Origin of the sequence: Neobacillus sp. 204, from assembly GCF_046562815.1 — a bacterium.
Lineage (GTDB): Bacteria > Bacillota > Bacilli > Bacillales > Cytobacillaceae > Neobacillus.
Map to the genome: position 1 here is coordinate 89,687 of NZ_JBJORY010000001.1, position 15,348 is coordinate 105,034.

Consider the following 15,348-nt stretch of genomic DNA (forward strand, 5'->3'; position numbering starts at 1 on the left):
TTTTTTTCATTAAAAGACAGACAAGAACGTGCATTCGTATTTCAGTGGTGCTACAATGGAGAAAAGATGTGAAAGGAATATTTTATGAAAAAGATATCATTTATCCATGCAGCAGACCTGCATTTGGACAGCCCGATGGTGGGCTTAAAGCACTTGCCGCCAAATATCTTTACTAGAGTGAAAGAGAGTACCTTTACAGCCTTAAAAAAGGTGACTGAGGCTGCAATTAACCATCAGGTTGACTTTGTCATTATAGCTGGCGATTTATTCGATGGTGAGGATCGCAGCCTACGCGCACAATCTCGGTTTCGGATAGAGATGCTTAAGTTGGCTGAAGAGGGTATTCCAGTTTATGTTATCCACGGGAATCATGACCATTTAAATGGAACATGGGTTCACTTGGACCTACCCTCAAATGTTCATGTGTTTAATAGTGAGGTAGAAACCAAAGTTTTACATACCAAGAATGGTGATATCGTTAATCTTTATGGCTTTAGTTATCCGACACGGCATGTCTATGATAGAAAAATTGATGATTATATAAAGAAAGATGGTGCAGACTTTCATATCGGGATTCTGCATGGAAATGTAAGTGCAGGAGTTGAGCACGATAACTATGCGCCTTTTTCCATTAGCGACTTACATCAAAAAGATTTTGATTATTGGGCTTTAGGGCATATCCATAAAAGGGCTGTTCTATCTGAAACTCCGCCGATTATCTATCCAGGTAATATTCAAGGAAGGAATAAGAAAGAAACCGGTGTGAAAGGTATTTATCATATCACATTAACAGATCTTGATAAGGAAATGAATTTTTTAGAAACGTCCGATATTATCTGGGAAGAAATAATGATTGATGCTGCTTCTGCAAAAAACTTCCTCGAGGTTTTACACTTATGCCAAACAACCATCAATAGTGTGCGAAGGGAACAAAAGGGAACGTTATTATCTCTATTCTTGAAAAATATTCAATTAATGGATGAGCGTGAACAAAGAAGCGTGAAGGGCGAACTGTTAGAACTACTACTAGAAGAGGAAAAAGAAGAGGAATCCTTTGTTTGGGTTGTGGACTTAACTATGGTTAAAGGGCAGGAAATAGATAAAGAGAAGTTAAAAAGTGACGCAAACTTTTTTGCTGAACTATTTCAAACAGTTGACCATTATGACAATGTAGAGACAGCCTTGTCCCCCCTATACGAACATCAATTAGGGAGAAAATATATCGCACATTTATCAACTGCTGAGCAAAAAGAGCTGGTTAACAAAGCAGAGAAATTGCTTATCGATTTACTTTATCAATCATAGAGAAAGGAGTGAGGAGATTTGAAAATTATAGAGTTGCATATATATGGCTTTGGCCAATTAGAGAATGTGGAAATAACGGACCTTCATGATTTTCAAGTTTTCTATGGAGAAAACGAAGCTGGAAAGTCCACGATTATGGCCTTTATCCATAGCATCCTTTTCGGTTTCCCCACAAAACAACAAACAGCCGAGCTCCGTTACGAACCAAAACAAAGTACCAAATACGGCGGTAAAATCAGAGTTTCCCATGAAGATTACGGTGGTGCAGTAATTGAACGAGTAAAGGGAAAAGCTGCTGGGGATGTTAAGGTCTTTATGGACAATGGTAAGATGGGTGGTGAAGAACTACTTAAGGAATTAACAGCAAACTTTGATAAAAACTTATTCCAATCTATTTTTTCTTTTAATTTGCATGGGTTACAAAATATACATCAGATGAAAAGTGAGGAGATTGGAAAATTCCTATTTTCCGCGGGGACATTAGGAACAGAAAGGTTGTCAAAAACAGAAGTAGTTCTGCAGAAAGAGCTGGATACTCGTTTTAAGCCGTCTGGCAAGAAACCCATATTGAATGAAAAGTTACAAGCACTTCATGAAATAAATAAAGAATTGAAAATTGCAGAAGGCAAAAATAGAAATTATACAAACTTAGTAGAAAAGAAAGAATGGCTACAACAGGAAATGAACGATGTAAACTGTTCTTTACAGGGGATAAGAGAAAAGATAGAAAAACTAAATGAGTGGAAAAGGATCGAATCCATTGTCAAAGATGAAAAGTGGACAATGAAAGAGCTTAACGAATTAGGAGAAGTGGAATTTCCTGTTCGTGGGATTGAGAGAATCGAAAAAATCAATCAACTTATCCATCCTTATAACGCAGAGATTAATAGCATTTCTGAAAGAATTAGAAATTTGAAAGAAGAAGTAGCAGGGATACAGCCCGACCAAGAATTTCTTAAACATGAACCTGACCTTTTAGCCTTACTTGATCAGGTTCCTGTCTATGACCAATTAAAGCAGGAAAAACTGCAGTGCGAAACAAATCTGTTAGCGTTAGAAGAAGAGCTATCAATTACTAGGGAAAAACTTCATTTAAACATAGATGAAGAAGATATCTTTGCTATTAATACAAATATTTATATGAAAAACCAGGTTGAAGTTGTATCTGGGAAAATACAAAAGCTAAAAGAAGTTAAGGAAGAATTAGAGAATCAATATCAAGAAGAAAAAGGCCGATTGGAGGAAATCGAAAAAGAGGTCCGATCTTCCGAGAGACAGATTCTTACAAAGCAAGAACGGCAAGCTCTTGAGGAGCAGGTAAATTCGGAAAATGATAAGCAAGGCATTGAAGGAGAATTAAGCTCCTTACGAGACAAGATAGACTTCTATCAACAGGTCAGTAAACGAGAAAAAGAGACTATAGTTAGAGAAGGAAAGCAGAAGAAATATCAGTTTTTACTTTTTGAAGTTATTTTAATTGCTGTTTCTCTTTATGGATTGTTTTCAAAGCAATGGGTTTTAGTTACGATAGGGACACTCGGTTGTATATTTTTAATTCTATTAATGACAAGAATTAAGCAGCAGCCGGAAGATGAAGAACTTAATCAAAAGTTAAATCGGTTACGAGAAAAAGAAGAACTGTTAAAGCAAAAATTACAATCAACAAAATATATAGAAATCTCTAGACTAGAAGAACAATTAGCCGTGGATAATCAACGGGGAGAAGAGCTTCAAATTGTAAAAATTAAGTTAAAACACCAACATTCTCAATATGAAAAGATCATTGCAAAATTCGAACAATGGGAGTTAGAGAAAGCCCAAACGAATGAAAAGCTAGTTTCCATTAGCCGTGAACTGAAAATACCTGAGTATATTGCAGAATCCTTTTTACTGGAAGCTTTTAAACTAATTGAACAGTATAAGTTAATTAGCAGAGAGAAAAAACACTGCCATTCCAGACTTCAACAAATAGATCAGCAACAGGAAAAAATAAATAAAGGTCTTCAGCATTTTGTGAATCTTTATTTACATGAAAAAGGCTTAGATTTATACAATGCAGCCTATTTACTGCGCAATAAGTTGAAGGACGAACATGGTAAGCAAATTGTGAATCAGGAGAGACTAGTAAAAATTAGCGATCTTAAAGCAGATCTAGAGCAAAAGACACAAGCATTTAAGCATCTACAAACCGAATTTAACAACCTCCTCTCTTCGGCAATGGTGGAATCAGAGGAACAATTTTATGAACTTGGCGCTAAAGCAGAAAAAAAAGGAAAACTGTGGGAAAGGCTTGAATCGCTACGGAGCCAGCTGCAATATTCAATCCTCTCAGAGTTAGAGAGGGAAACTTTCCTCCAAATGCATCAATGTGAAGAATTAATTGCTGAATGTAATCAACAAGTTCATGAATTGGAAATTAAACTAAAAGAACTTCAGGAAGAACATGCTTCCATCAAGTACGAGATTCAAGTATTAGAAGAGGGCGGTGTGTATTCAGATATTCTCCATCACTTTAAGCAGAAAAAATTTGAGCTTGAAGAGGAAGTAAAGGAGTGGTCTGTCTACTGCATAGCCCAAGATATTCTCTGGAATACGATTGAAAAGTATAAAAACGTACATTTACCAAGGATGATTTCGAAAGCGGAAGAATATTTGTCATTTCTCACTGATGGAAACTATCAAAGAATTCACTTGCAAAATACTGGTTCAGGTTTCTTAGTTGAACGAAAGGATCGGACCATCTTTGAGGCAAATGAACTAAGTCAAGCAACAACCGAACAGTTATACGTAGCCATTCGGCTTTCCTTTGCCGTTACAGTTTACGAGAAATATCAGTTTCCAATTATTATCGATGATAGTTTCGTTAATTTTGATGCGAAAAGAACGGGAAAAGTGCTTGAACTACTTAAAGGAATGGAAACAAATCAACTATTATTTTTTACTTGTCATAAACATTTGCTGGACTTTTTTCAAAGGGAAAATGTGCTTTTTCTAGAAAAAGGTGCTGTTCAGATAATTTCATAGAGTCATAATAGGATATGTTATACTCTTACTAGTGGGAAGGACGTGAATCATATGGGTAAAGGAATATTAAAGCATGAAGTTGGAGAGCAGGTAGAATTATTTCTACTTATTAAAAGTTCAACCAAAGGGATTGCAAGTAACGGTAAACCTTTTTTGACACTTATTCTTCAAGATAAAAGCGGGGAAATAGAGGCAAAACTCTGGGATATTAATGATGAGGATGGAAAGAGCTACGCTCCGCAAAGTATAGTAAAAATATTAGGCGATGTCCAAAATTATCGAGGGAAAAATCAATTGAAAATCCGCCAAATTCGACGGACAGGGCCATCTGATGACGTTAAGTTGGATGACTTTTTAGAGACCGCACCATTGAGCCAAGAAGAAATGGCAGGTAAACTCACTCAATATATTTTTGACATGAAAAACCCTAATATCCAAAGAATAACACGACATTTAATTAAAAAGCACCAGCAGGCCTTTTTAGAATTTCCAGCAGCAACAAAAAATCATCATGAATTTGTATCAGGACTTGCGTTTCATGTTGTTAGTATGCTCGACTTAGCTAAATCAATTGCCAATCTTTATCCTAGTCTTGATAAAGATTTACTCTATGCAGGAGTTATTCTGCATGATATGGGTAAAGTTCTGGAACTTTCAGGTCCGATTTCAACGGTATATACAATTGAAGGGAATTTACTAGGTCATATTACGATAATGATCAATGAAATAGGTAAAGCAGCGGAAGAGCTAGGTATTTCCGGTGAAGAAGTACTTATTCTTCAACACCTTGTACTAAGTCATCATGGAAAGGCTGAATGGGGAAGTCCAAAACCACCAATGATTAAAGAAGCAGAAATTCTGCATTATATCGATAATCTTGACGCGAAAATGAATATGCTTGACCGAGCCTTGGAAAGAGTGAAGCCAGGTGAATTTACAGAAAGAATTTTTGCGTTAGAGAATCGCTCCTTTTATAAGCCGGTGTTTCACAAGTAAAATAACCTCTTTTAGGGGTTATTTTTTTTTGCCCATAAGTTCATAATTTCATATTAAACGAATATGATTTAGTAAAAGTGGACAACCACTATGAAAGGAGCAAGATAAATTGACTATTCCTATTTGGGTATATGCAGTTGTGGTTGGTATTGTAATAAGTGCACTAATGGCTTTAAAAACAGGAAGGGAAGAACGACAGTTAGAAATGGAAAACATTGAGCAGGAAGGCGAAATATATATGAAACGTCTCGAACGTGAAAGAGAAAAACGGGAAGAACTTGAAGTGGCAGGGGAATAAAAAAGCGGAAGCGCCTTTAAAGGCGTTTCCGCTTTTTATGTTTTATTGTGCAGCAGCTGCAGTTCCAGTTTGTGGTTTAAGTGCATCTTTTAAGTCTTTATCACTAACTTTTACATCAGCATCTTTAAGTTCACGCTGCATCGCTTTATTGATTTCTTCTGTAGTCAATTTAGAAGATTTTACTTTAGTTTCGATTTCGTCCTTCATTTCAGCAAATGGTTTTTTTTCTTTTTTATCAGTTAATTGAATAATATGGTAACCAAATTGTGACTTAACAGGACCACTAATTTCATTAACTTTTAATGCATATGCAGCTTTTTCAAAATCAGGATCCATTTTACCAGTACCGAACCAGCCTAAATCTCCACCGTTCTCCTTAGTACCTTCATCAGTTGAATATTTCTTTGCAACATCTTCAAATTTTTCTCCCTTATCAAGCTTGCTCTTCACTTCTTTAGCCGTTTTTTCATCTGCAACAAGAATATGACGAGCCTTAATTTCTGGTTGATAAGTAGCATAGTAATCCTTTAATTCTTTTTCAGTTACCGTAACGCCTTTCATTGCAGCCTTTTCCTGCATCATGCCTAACTTCATGGTTTTCTTCAAATCTTCTTCGCTTTTATAGCCGTACTGCGCAAGAGTAGTTTCAAAATTTGCACCAAGATCTGCCTTTAATTGATCGATTTTTGCATTTAATTCCTTATCAGTGACCTTGTATTTCTTTGACAGTACTTTTTCATACACTAATTGCTGAAGGGCTTGATTACCATACTTTTCCTTCATCGTATTGTAGAGATCCTCTTGTGTAACGTTACCAACTTTGCTCTCTGCCACTGTATCAGAACCATTTTGATTACATGCACTTAATGCAAGTACTCCACCGGTTAATGTAAGGGCTAATATCCATTTTTTCATGATGAAATCTCTCCTAAACAGTAATTTCTTGTCCACAAACTCTACTATAACATAAATGGTAACTACTGCAAAAATAATAACCATGATTATTTTTTGAAATTTTTCACAATAAGGAAGTTGAACTTTTCAAAAAAAAATGGGAAGTGCCTAAACGAATTGACGGCTCGTTGAATAGTATATCGTAGTAAATGAAAAAGGAGGTATTACGATGAGCCATGGATTTGGAGCGGGCTTTGCTCTAATTGTAGTACTTTTCATACTATTAATTATTGTTGGAGCTTCTTGGTTTTAATTAGCACAAAAGTTCATTAATGAATGGAGGTAAATACATGTCTGGTGGTGTAGGTTACGGCGCAGGCTTTGCGTTAGTGGTTGTCCTATTTATCTTATTAATAATCATCGGAGCTTCTTGGGTTTATTAATAAAGTCACAAACTAAAAGCGATGAGAATTCTCTCATCGCTTCTATTTGTTATTTAATACATATCCTTTTTCGGTCGTCGTTCTAATTGGATTATGTATATAAAATTTCCACGTATGAAGATATCAGAAGAATCGTAATGAGGATATTAATGGTACGAAATACCTTATGTTGGTTTTCTTCAGGGATTTCCTTTTGCATACAAAGTGAATTGGTCATTTTATTTACATAAAACAAGATGAAAATAGCGAAGACAATAAAAATGGAGATCATCAATGATTCCCTCCCTGATGTTCGTGTTATGTTTAATACAATATCAAAAATTGCAAAAAAAAGATAGTCAAAAAGAATGGAAGAATGTCAGGCTCATAAGTAAATTGTATGAACCTATTTGATTTGTAAAAGAAGTTCTTTCTTAAAAATTTTCAATGTTATAATGAATAATGGTTTACCCAATGTTTTAAAAGGTTAATAATAAAGATATATAAATGTAAACATTCTGAAAAGAAAGAGGCCTAGTGGATGAATGAACATGAATTGCTCGAAAGAATAAACGTTCTTGAATATCATCAAAAGCTATTATTAAAGTTGCTCAACGATCCGAAGCTCGAATTATATAAACTTATAATTGAAAATGGATTAACTGAACAGGAAGTAAGGAAGTTTTATTCTTTATGTGACAGATTGAACATAAAATATGAAGAACAAAAAGCGGAAGGGTACGTATATTTCCATCCGCTTTTTCATGAATTATCATCATCGTTACCACCAACACTAAAGATTAGGAACGTTATTAATGCATGTTTAACACAGAAATTTTACCTATCACTTTTTCAAGAGTTGGAAAAATACTTATAAAAACTATTATACGAGTTCTTGCTCAGTATTTTGTGATTTCTTTAGCTTCCCATCTTCTTCAACGAATCGACTTTCAATATTATGAAAAGAACGTTCGAAGATTTCCATGAAATCTTCACCATAAATATTACGGACGATCGCCATCATTTCAACAATCTCTGGAAACTTACCGTATAAATCACGGATTGGTAAAGCACCAGTAAATACAGCATTGCCATTCGGCTCATAGGTTTCCATGAGTTGAAGTAAAATACTTTCCCCCTCGTCAGTTAGTTGAATATACGTATTCCGTTTGTCATTTACCTTTTTTGAAAATTGAAGCAAACCTCGCTCTTCTAACTTTTTCGAAAAATTAAATGCTGTTGAAACATGCATAACCCCGAACTTGGCCACATCCGAAATGGAAGCACCATTTAAATGATAGGCGATCCATAGAATATGATGTTCATTAATATTTAAATCAAAAGGCTTTATCCATTGCTGCCAGTCTTTTTCAATCGCTTTCCACAAGGCTTTACTTAATTGTGCAACTCTCTGAGTAAAAATCATAGCTTCCTTCATTGAATATTGTTTTTCAGTCATCCCCATTTTCACCTACTTTTATATTTCTCTATTTTCATTATGCCAATAAAATAAAAATTAATAAAGATATAATTCACAAAATTTTTAAAAATTAGAACAATAATCTATTGTAATTTTCAAAAAAGTCTACTTATGTTTAAACATTCAGACCTTGTTCATAGGAATGGACGGGTAAACATATAAATAGTTACAACAATTGTTCGAACTTTTAAACTAAATAGGGGGAACAGAAAGTTGAAAATTGCTGCCATCATTTTTTTTATTTTTAGTGCTATCCTTTTTCTGGGTGCAATCAAATACTTTTTAGGATTAACAAGACCCGGTGTCTATCCACCTAAACAACTTTTAAAGAAAAGAGCTGCTGCTTTATTTGGATGTGGAGGGGTTTTTCTGCTAATTGCAGTATTAATCACTAAATTTTTATAGAGTTATATTAAGAAAAGAACCCCGCTGGGTTCTTTTCTTAAAAAGGATCCCGTACATTATTTTTGAATGACGGAAGGTGTTGTTAATTTAGTTCGCTTCACTATTGATTGGGCGACAGGATATAAAATAATCATAATAACGGTATTCAGTGCGATAGCCGGCAAAACTCCTGCAGCAAATAATGCAGTGAATGATGCAGGTAAACCCACTAGAAAGAATGCGGCTGTTAAAAAGATTGTACCTGAAACAAGAGTTCCGATGGCAGTTAATACACCAACACTAACAATTGAATTTCGGTGTTTCTTTAAAGCTAAAAATAAACCGAGGAAAACTAAAGCAGTGATAGGTTTATCAATGATATTAGGAATTTGTCCACCTGGGAAACCGGTGGTTAATGCAGACAATATTCCAGTTACAATTGCCAAAAGCATGACACTTTTTATCTCAGGTATAAGGATTATTCCTAAAAACATCATCGCGAGCATCATATCAGGTTTTATTCCAAGAAAACTAGGCATTACCGTGTGCAAAACTACCCCAATCCCCGCCAATAGTGCTAAAACTACAATGTTCTTTGTATTCATTTCTCTTCTCTCCTCTGCTATACTAATCTATTTGTTTCTCCTGCAGTGCACTATTTGCCTGCAGCGAAAAACTTGTTTTCATTATAACATAATAATTTACTAATAATAAAGATATAATTTTCAGATAATTGAAAAAATCTTATTTTTCAACTTGTTTATTAATAGTTGCAGCCATGTCCGCTAACATTTGGAATGTATACTCACTTTGATTACTTTTCCATACTGCGCCAAATCCATCGCCTTTTCCATAACGGGGCAGTAAATGCATATGATAATGAAATACAGATTGACCCGCATGTTCACCATTGTTATTAAGGGTATTCAATCCAATGGGATTAAATTCTTTTTTTAAGGCATTAGCAATGGCGGGGACAACTTCAAACAGGTCTCTGGCGATTTCTGGTGTTAATTCAAATAAATTTTCTTTATGTACTTTCGGAATAACCAAAGTATGTCCTTTTGTTACCTGCGTAATATCTAAAAAGGCTAATACGTGTTCATTCTCAAAAACCTTTGCAGCTGGAATTTCTCCATTAACAATTTTACAAAAAATACAATCGCTCATTCATACACTTTCCCTTCAATATTGTTTGTATTATTTTACCATACAAACTAAAAAAAGAAAAAGGCAGGATCCGCATGGAATCCTGCCCTCTCGAAGGGGAATTGCTTCAAAAGGTACGTTCATTAGGAGTGTTCTTTGATAAACACCTCATTTTTCGTAGAGTGTTTTTATAAAGAAACATTATTGTTCAAGCTGACCATCCCCTATTGTGTTTTTATATGTTTTCCCAACTTATAAAAACAGGTAGCGATCTGCGGTAAACACCTCATTTAATGTTTATTTTTTTAAGATAAACAGTTACTTGGTGTTACTAGAACTCAAAATGGTTACAGTGCACGTTGTACAAAACAACCATCCCCTTATCTGAAACGAATTGGAAGCTCACTTTTATGAAATGTTAATTGTCTTTAACAGACACCTCATCTCAAATTTTGATGAATCACTTCATCGAGTTAAGTTGTTTCCCCTTCGAATATTATAATGTCCGATGATAAAAGAAATATACAAAAAAAATGATAAAAATTTGAATTCCTATTTTTATCAAGGACAATTTGTTAAAATAAAAAGATAATCCTGCTTAGGAAGGACGTTGCAAATGTCTTTATTAATGATCGAAAATCTTGTTGGTGGATATACCAGGAACCCTGTCTTAAAAGATATTTCCTTTGAAGTAAATGAAAAAGAGCTTGTCGGACTTATTGGTTTAAATGGGGCGGGGAAGAGTACAACCATTAAACACATAATTGGATTAATGGAGCCCCACAAAGGTGCAGTAAAAATAAAAGGACAAACCTTTACAGAAAATAAAGAAGCTTATCGTAAATTGTTTACATTTGTACCAGAAACTCCTGTTTTATACGAAGAATTGACACTTGAGGAACATCTAAGACTTACAGCGATGGCGTACGGTCTTGATGAGCCTATGTATAAAGAACGCGTAAGTCCATTATTAAATGAGTTTCGAATGGAAAAGCGATTAAAGTGGTTTCCAGCCCATTTTTCTAAAGGTATGAAACAAAAGGTAATGATTATGTGTGCGTTTTTAATTCAGCCATCATTGTATATTGTTGATGAACCGTTTGTTGGACTGGATCCACTGGGGATTCAATCTCTGCTTGATTTAATGAAGAAAATGAAAGATAACGGTGCAGGCATCCTAATGTCCACTCATATTCTCGCGACGGCTGAAAAGTATTGTGATCGCTTTGTGATCTTGCATGAAGGAAAAATACGTGCAAAAGGGACGTTGGCTGAGTTGAGAGAGGAATTTTCAATGCCGACTGCTTCATTAGATGATCTGTATATTCAATTAACAAAGGAAGAAAATTATGTTTGATGATAAAAAGCTTTGGAAGGAACGAGCTAGTGGTCGTATTAAGGATTTAGGAAAATATTTGCGCTATATTTTTAATGGGCATCTTGTCGTAGTCTTATTGTTTTTACTTGGGACGGCTTCATTTTATTATCAAAATTGGATCGAAAACCTGCCCGCTGGTTTTCCTGTAGAAATAGTTATCGCGGTTATTATAGGATTTTTGTTAACCTACAGTCCAGTTTACAATTTTCTGCTTGATGCTGATCAGATATTTATACTCCCCCTTGAGGATAAATTAAAAGGATATTTCCTTCGTTCTGGGATTGCAAGTCTTGTTTTCCAAGGATACCTTCTCCTCATGGTTTTAGCTGTATTGATGCCAATGTATGCACATATTAGCGGTAATGGCTTCCGTTCATTTTTGCCTTTTTTTATTATTCTCCTCTTGGTAAAGGCATGGAATTTAGCGGCAAGTTGGCGAATTGACTTTTTCGTGCAATCAGTTGTTCATAGATGGGACCTTGTTGTCCGCTATTGTATTAATGCAACTTTTACCTTTTTGTTATTTAAACAAGCTAACCTGTTTATTTTGTTAGTAATTGTGGTGGTTTGTGCACTGTATTATCGAACTTTTTCTGTGCAGTCAAACAAAATGGGACTTAAATGGGATTTATTAATTAATCAAGAAGAGAAAAGAATGGCTTCTTTTTATCGGTTGGCTAACATGTTTACCGATGTTCCGAAATTAAGGGATACGGTTAAAAGAAGAAAGTGGCTAGATTTATTCCTTAACCGGATCGCATTTTCCCGAGAGAATACATATCTTTATTTGTTTTCGAGAGCTTTCTTACGATCATCTGATTATCTGGGTCTCTTTACGCGTTTAACTGTAATTGGCGCGTTTGCGATTTATTTTATTTCTTTTGGAATAGGCCAAATTTTACTAGGAATATTATTTTTATATTTAACAGGTTTTCAACTTCTTCCGCTTTGGAATCATCATCAAAACAAGTTATGGGTGGATTTATATCCCATCGAAAAGAGATATAAAACAGCAGCGTTTTCATCTTTATTAATGACCATCTTAGCTATCCAGACGGTTATCTATGCCCTGTTAATTTTGGTTAAAGGTGAATTAATGATTGCGTTGCTATTTTTACTTGCTGGACTTGTATTCACCTATCTTTTTGTTTATATTTACGCAAAAAATCGGTTAAAAGCATAATCGCCCCCATCCCCTTTTGAATAAAAGGGGATTTTTTTGAAACTAATGGGCGGAAATTTTCGTATATATGCATAAATATTATTGTGGAGGGGTGGCATATGAACGAGTATGAATTAAGAGTATATGAGGAAGTTGAAGAATGGAAGCGGAAATTAACAAGACGTTCGGGAATGATGAATCGCATATCGAAAAAAGCTCAAGGAAAGATAAATGAATTAATCCCTGAAAAGGTTCATGAGGTAATGACAGAAAGTATCAAAGCAATGGTCAAAGCTACTTTATTTGGTTCTCAGATGACAACGAATAAGGATCAAGCACGTGGTTTAACCTTGGAAGAAAGGGATGAATTGGCTGCAAAAAAAATTGCTGCATTTCAGAAGACCGCAATGATCGAAGGAGCGGGGACCGGTGCAGGTGGAATTTTGCTTGGATTGGCTGACTTTCCTTTGCTGCTGTCCATTAAGATGAAATTCCTTTTTGAAGCTGCTTCCATCTATGGTTTTAATACAAAGGAGTATGCAGAAAGACTTTTTATCCTTCATGTTTTTCAACTAGCCTTTTCAAGTGAAGACATCCGTAGGCATACATTCACTGAAATTGAAAACTGGGAGAATCGTAAAGAGACGCTTGTTGAAATGGATTGGCGCAAATTTCAGCAGGAATACCGGGATTATATCGACCTCGCAAAAATGCTTCAACTTGTGCCAGGAATTGGTGCATTTGTCGGTGCATATGCCAATAACAATCTTCTTAAACATTTAGGAGAAACAGCTATGAACGCCTATCGATTAAGAATACTACAAAAATCCCCTGACCCAATTTGAGTCGAGGGGATTTTCCTTAATGGTTACGATGAATGTTAATAGCCGCCACACCTAGTGTTTTTGCTGCAATTAACATTGCTTTTTCATCGATATCAAATTTAGGGTGGTGGTGTGGGTAGCCTGAATCTGTTCCATTAGGTTTTGCGCCAGTAAAGAAGAACGTTCCAGGCACGTTTTGCAAATAATATGCGAAATCTTCACCGCCCATTTGCGGCTCAGTTTCTTCGATTGTTGTGACTTCAGCGATTTGCTGTGCACAGGAGATCAAAAATGCTGTTTCATTTTCATGATTGACCACTGCTGGGTAACCCCGATTATATCTAAAATTATAAGAACTTCTCGTCATAGCACATGTGCCCGCGATGATTCTGTCCATTTCATCCTCAATAAATTGACGGATGTCATCATTGAAGGTCCGGACGGTGCCTATGAGCTGGGCTTTGTCGGCAATAACGTTAAATGCATTTTGAGCTGTGAATGAGCCGATCGTGACAACGGCGGAATCAATCGGATTCACCCTGCGACTGACAATCTGCTGCAGATTTAAAACAAGTTGGGAAGCAATAACGATGGCATCTTGGGTTTTATGTGGCTGCGCTCCATGCCCGCCTTTGCCTTGAATATCAATTTCAAAACGGTCTGCCGCTGCCATGATTGGTCCAGTTCGATATTGTATCGTTCCTGTTGGTTCACTTGCCCATAAATGAGTTCCAAAAATTACATCCACACCTTCTAAACAGCCATCTTCAATCATTGAAATCGCTCCGCCTGGAGCATACTCCTCCGCATGTTGATGGATAAAGACATATGTGCCTTCCAATTCGTCTTTTAGGTGATTTAACGTTTTGGCAAGGACAAGGAGCGTCGCAGTATGGCCGTCATGCCCACAGGCGTGCATTACCCCTGGTACTAAGGATTTGTAAGGAACATCTTTTTCGTCCTGAATGGGTAAAGCATCAAAATCTGCTCGCAATGCCACGGTCTTACCTGGTTTTTTTCCATAAACCTTCGCAACCACACCATTCCCGCCAACATTACCTTTGACTTCGATTTGAAGATTTTCATAAAATGATTGAATGTACTTTGCCGTATTGTACTCTTGAAAAGATAATTCGGGATGCTGATGCATATAGCGGCGAATAGCAACCATTTCTTCATAGGAACCTTCAAGTGCGGTAAACAGTTCATTTAACATATCCTATTCCCCCAAACATTTCAGAAATGAAGAAAGTATTTTCAAACTATTTTAACACTTTTATACTATAAAGTAGATTTTTATATTCATTTTATTTATACTTTTACTAGAATTTTTATTAGATGAGAAGTGTGAAAGGGATTGGCGAATGGAACGAGAAAACAAACGGAATTTTTCCTATCTATTTATTATTATTGCTGTTTTATGGTCTGTGTTTACATGCATTAAGGTTACTATGAACAGTCATTTTTGGATTGATGAAAAGGTAGTAGGGCTATTTTCACACGTGCCTAAATCAGTCATTCCATTTTTCATTCAAGTAACAGAAATGGGCGATAAGAAAGGGATAGGAGTTGCAGCCATACTTGCGCTAGCTTGGCTGTTATTAAAAAAGAGAAATTATCTCGGTGCCGCTGCACTGGCTTTATCAGTGGCAATCGGAAATGAAGTAAGTAAGTTATTAAAAGATTTTTTTGAGCGCCCCAGACCAGACCTTGAGCATCTTGTTCTGGTAAAAAGTTATAGTTTTCCAAGTGGACATGCCATGGTTGGGATGATTGTCTATTTTATGATTGCGTATCTCCTACTGGAAGAAGCAAAAACTAAGGCAGGAAAAATAACTATTGCTGTTATCACAGCTATCTTACTTCTCTTAATTGGTGCCAGCAGGATTATTTTACAGGTTCATTATCCATCGGACGTACTGGGTGGCTATGCAATAGGTTATCTTTGGGTTGTGATTTGGATTCTATTATACAACTATTTTAAAAAACGAATAAAATAAGCAAAGAGGCTGATTAGAGATCAGCCTCTTTG

General features: G+C 35.8%; 18 protein-coding genes. 12 read left to right on the forward strand and 6 right to left on the reverse strand.

What is annotated here, in order from left to right:
- Positions 1 to 84 precede the first annotated feature (84 nt).
- The 4 genes from ACJ004_RS00445 to ACJ004_RS00460 all read left to right on the forward strand — a co-directional run bounded on the left by ACJ004_RS00445 (position 85) and on the right by ACJ004_RS00460 (position 5,623).
- Positions 85 to 1,305: a metallophosphoesterase family protein gene (locus ACJ004_RS00445; RefSeq protein WP_410890495.1), complete on the forward strand. Its 1,221-nt coding sequence runs from the start codon at positions 85 to 87 to the stop codon at positions 1,303 to 1,305.
- 18 nt (positions 1,306 to 1,323) lie between these two features.
- On the forward strand, positions 1,324 to 4,329 hold the full coding sequence (locus ACJ004_RS00450; RefSeq protein ID WP_410890497.1) for an ATP-binding protein: 3,006 nt from the start codon (positions 1,324 to 1,326) through the stop codon (positions 4,327 to 4,329).
- Between the two features lie 51 nt (positions 4,330 to 4,380).
- Complete coding sequence (yhaM, locus tag ACJ004_RS00455) at positions 4,381 to 5,325, forward strand: 3'-5' exoribonuclease YhaM (protein ID WP_410890498.1); 945 nt, start codon at positions 4,381 to 4,383, stop codon at positions 5,323 to 5,325.
- Positions 5,326 to 5,434: 109 nt separating this feature from the next.
- The gene (locus ACJ004_RS00460; RefSeq protein ID WP_410890499.1) at positions 5,435 to 5,623 is read left to right on the forward strand and encodes a sporulation YhaL family protein; all 189 of its coding nucleotides are present in this window, start codon (positions 5,435 to 5,437) and stop codon (positions 5,621 to 5,623) included.
- A gap of 42 nt (positions 5,624 to 5,665) precedes the next feature.
- On the opposite strand, the gene ACJ004_RS00465 is transcribed toward ACJ004_RS00460, so the two are convergent.
- On the reverse strand, positions 5,666 to 6,538 hold the full coding sequence (locus ACJ004_RS00465; RefSeq protein WP_410890500.1) for a peptidylprolyl isomerase: 873 nt from the start codon (positions 6,536 to 6,538) through the stop codon (positions 5,666 to 5,668).
- Between the two features lie 208 nt (positions 6,539 to 6,746).
- On the opposite strand from ACJ004_RS00465, the gene ACJ004_RS00470 reads away from it, so the two are divergent.
- Both ACJ004_RS00470 and ACJ004_RS00475 read left to right on the forward strand, forming a co-directional pair.
- On the forward strand, positions 6,747 to 6,830 hold the full coding sequence (locus ACJ004_RS00470) for a YjcZ family sporulation protein (protein WP_410891246.1): 84 nt from the start codon (positions 6,747 to 6,749) through the stop codon (positions 6,828 to 6,830).
- A 37-nt stretch (positions 6,831 to 6,867) separates the two neighbouring features.
- Positions 6,868 to 6,960: a YjcZ family sporulation protein gene (locus tag ACJ004_RS00475; RefSeq protein ID WP_410890501.1), complete on the forward strand. Its 93-nt coding sequence runs from the start codon at positions 6,868 to 6,870 to the stop codon at positions 6,958 to 6,960.
- A 91-nt stretch (positions 6,961 to 7,051) separates the two neighbouring features.
- Here the strand turns inward: ACJ004_RS00475 and ACJ004_RS00480 are convergent, their stop codons facing one another.
- Entirely contained in the window at positions 7,052 to 7,231 is a 180-nt protein-coding gene (locus tag ACJ004_RS00480; protein WP_410891247.1) for a hypothetical protein, read from the reverse strand.
- A gap of 249 nt (positions 7,232 to 7,480) precedes the next feature.
- Between ACJ004_RS00480 and ACJ004_RS00485 the strand changes: the two genes are divergently transcribed.
- Complete coding sequence (locus ACJ004_RS00485; protein WP_410890502.1) at positions 7,481 to 7,816, forward strand: DUF1878 family protein; 336 nt, start codon at positions 7,481 to 7,483, stop codon at positions 7,814 to 7,816.
- A gap of 6 nt (positions 7,817 to 7,822) precedes the next feature.
- On the opposite strand, the gene ACJ004_RS00490 is transcribed toward ACJ004_RS00485, so the two are convergent.
- Positions 7,823 to 8,398, reverse strand: a complete 576-nt coding sequence (locus ACJ004_RS00490) for an HTH-type transcriptional regulator Hpr (protein WP_410890503.1) — start codon at positions 8,396 to 8,398, stop codon at positions 7,823 to 7,825.
- A gap of 234 nt (positions 8,399 to 8,632) precedes the next feature.
- On the opposite strand from ACJ004_RS00490, the gene yhzF reads away from it, so the two are divergent.
- On the forward strand, positions 8,633 to 8,824 hold the full coding sequence (gene yhzF / locus ACJ004_RS00495) for a membrane protein YhzF (RefSeq protein WP_410890505.1): 192 nt from the start codon (positions 8,633 to 8,635) through the stop codon (positions 8,822 to 8,824).
- Between the two features lie 56 nt (positions 8,825 to 8,880).
- Here the strand turns inward: yhzF and ACJ004_RS00500 are convergent, their stop codons facing one another.
- Together ACJ004_RS00500 and ACJ004_RS00505 are read right to left on the reverse strand one after the other, a co-directional pair.
- Positions 8,881 to 9,408 carry a tryptophan transporter gene (locus ACJ004_RS00500; RefSeq protein ID WP_410890506.1) on the reverse strand — a complete coding sequence of 176 codons (528 nt, stop codon included), beginning with the start codon at positions 9,406 to 9,408 and terminating at the stop codon, positions 8,881 to 8,883.
- Between the two features lie 139 nt (positions 9,409 to 9,547).
- Positions 9,548 to 9,973, reverse strand: a complete 426-nt coding sequence (locus tag ACJ004_RS00505; protein WP_410890508.1) for an HIT family protein — start codon at positions 9,971 to 9,973, stop codon at positions 9,548 to 9,550.
- Positions 9,974 to 10,568: 595 nt separating this feature from the next.
- On the opposite strand from ACJ004_RS00505, the gene ACJ004_RS00510 reads away from it, so the two are divergent.
- The 3 genes from ACJ004_RS00510 (at position 10,569) to ACJ004_RS00520 (ending at position 13,337) form a co-directional block, all read left to right on the forward strand.
- Positions 10,569 to 11,309: an ABC transporter ATP-binding protein gene (locus tag ACJ004_RS00510; RefSeq protein ID WP_410890509.1), complete on the forward strand. Its 741-nt coding sequence runs from the start codon at positions 10,569 to 10,571 to the stop codon at positions 11,307 to 11,309.
- On the forward strand, positions 11,302 to 12,513 hold the full coding sequence (locus ACJ004_RS00515) for an ABC transporter permease (RefSeq protein WP_410890511.1): 1,212 nt from the start codon (positions 11,302 to 11,304) through the stop codon (positions 12,511 to 12,513). The genes ACJ004_RS00510 and ACJ004_RS00515 overlap by 8 nt, the downstream gene beginning before the upstream one ends.
- A gap of 98 nt (positions 12,514 to 12,611) precedes the next feature.
- Entirely contained in the window at positions 12,612 to 13,337 is a 726-nt protein-coding gene (locus ACJ004_RS00520; RefSeq protein ID WP_410890513.1) for an EcsC family protein, read from the forward strand.
- A 16-nt stretch (positions 13,338 to 13,353) separates the two neighbouring features.
- On the opposite strand, the gene ACJ004_RS00525 is transcribed toward ACJ004_RS00520, so the two are convergent.
- Positions 13,354 to 14,532: a M20 family metallopeptidase gene (locus tag ACJ004_RS00525; RefSeq protein ID WP_410890515.1), complete on the reverse strand. Its 1,179-nt coding sequence runs from the start codon at positions 14,530 to 14,532 to the stop codon at positions 13,354 to 13,356.
- 148 nt (positions 14,533 to 14,680) lie between these two features.
- Here ACJ004_RS00525 and ACJ004_RS00530 point away from each other — a divergent pair, with 148 nt between their 5' ends.
- Complete coding sequence (locus ACJ004_RS00530) at positions 14,681 to 15,316, forward strand: phosphatase PAP2 family protein (RefSeq protein WP_410890517.1); 636 nt, start codon at positions 14,681 to 14,683, stop codon at positions 15,314 to 15,316.
- Positions 15,317 to 15,348: the final 32 nt, after the last annotated feature.

Coding starts and splice junctions, on each gene's coding strand:
- ACJ004_RS00445 (WP_410890495.1), top strand. CDS start 85: ATGAAAAAGATATCATTTATCCATGCAGCAGACCTGCATTTGGACAGC.
- yhaM (WP_410890498.1), top strand. CDS start 4,381: ATGGGTAAAGGAATATTAAAGCATGAAGTTGGAGAGCAGGTAGAATTA.
- ACJ004_RS00465 (WP_410890500.1), bottom strand. CDS start 6,538: ATGAAAAAATGGATATTAGCCCTTACATTAACCGGTGGAGTACTTGCA.
- ACJ004_RS00470 (WP_410891246.1), top strand. CDS start 6,747: ATGAGCCATGGATTTGGAGCGGGCTTTGCTCTAATTGTAGTACTTTTC.
- ACJ004_RS00475 (WP_410890501.1), top strand. CDS start 6,868: ATGTCTGGTGGTGTAGGTTACGGCGCAGGCTTTGCGTTAGTGGTTGTC.
- ACJ004_RS00480 (WP_410891247.1), bottom strand. CDS start 7,231: ATGATCTCCATTTTTATTGTCTTCGCTATTTTCATCTTGTTTTATGTA.
- ACJ004_RS00485 (WP_410890502.1), top strand. CDS start 7,481: ATGAATGAACATGAATTGCTCGAAAGAATAAACGTTCTTGAATATCAT.
- ACJ004_RS00490 (WP_410890503.1), bottom strand. CDS start 8,398: ATGACTGAAAAACAATATTCAATGAAGGAAGCTATGATTTTTACTCAG.
- ACJ004_RS00500 (WP_410890506.1), bottom strand. CDS start 9,408: ATGAATACAAAGAACATTGTAGTTTTAGCACTATTGGCGGGGATTGGG.
- ACJ004_RS00505 (WP_410890508.1), bottom strand. CDS start 9,973: ATGAGCGATTGTATTTTTTGTAAAATTGTTAATGGAGAAATTCCAGCT.
- ACJ004_RS00510 (WP_410890509.1), top strand. CDS start 10,569: ATGTCTTTATTAATGATCGAAAATCTTGTTGGTGGATATACCAGGAAC.
- ACJ004_RS00515 (WP_410890511.1), top strand. CDS start 11,302: ATGTTTGATGATAAAAAGCTTTGGAAGGAACGAGCTAGTGGTCGTATT.
- ACJ004_RS00520 (WP_410890513.1), top strand. CDS start 12,612: ATGAACGAGTATGAATTAAGAGTATATGAGGAAGTTGAAGAATGGAAG.
- ACJ004_RS00525 (WP_410890515.1), bottom strand. CDS start 14,532: ATGTTAAATGAACTGTTTACCGCACTTGAAGGTTCCTATGAAGAAATG.
- ACJ004_RS00530 (WP_410890517.1), top strand. CDS start 14,681: ATGGAACGAGAAAACAAACGGAATTTTTCCTATCTATTTATTATTATT.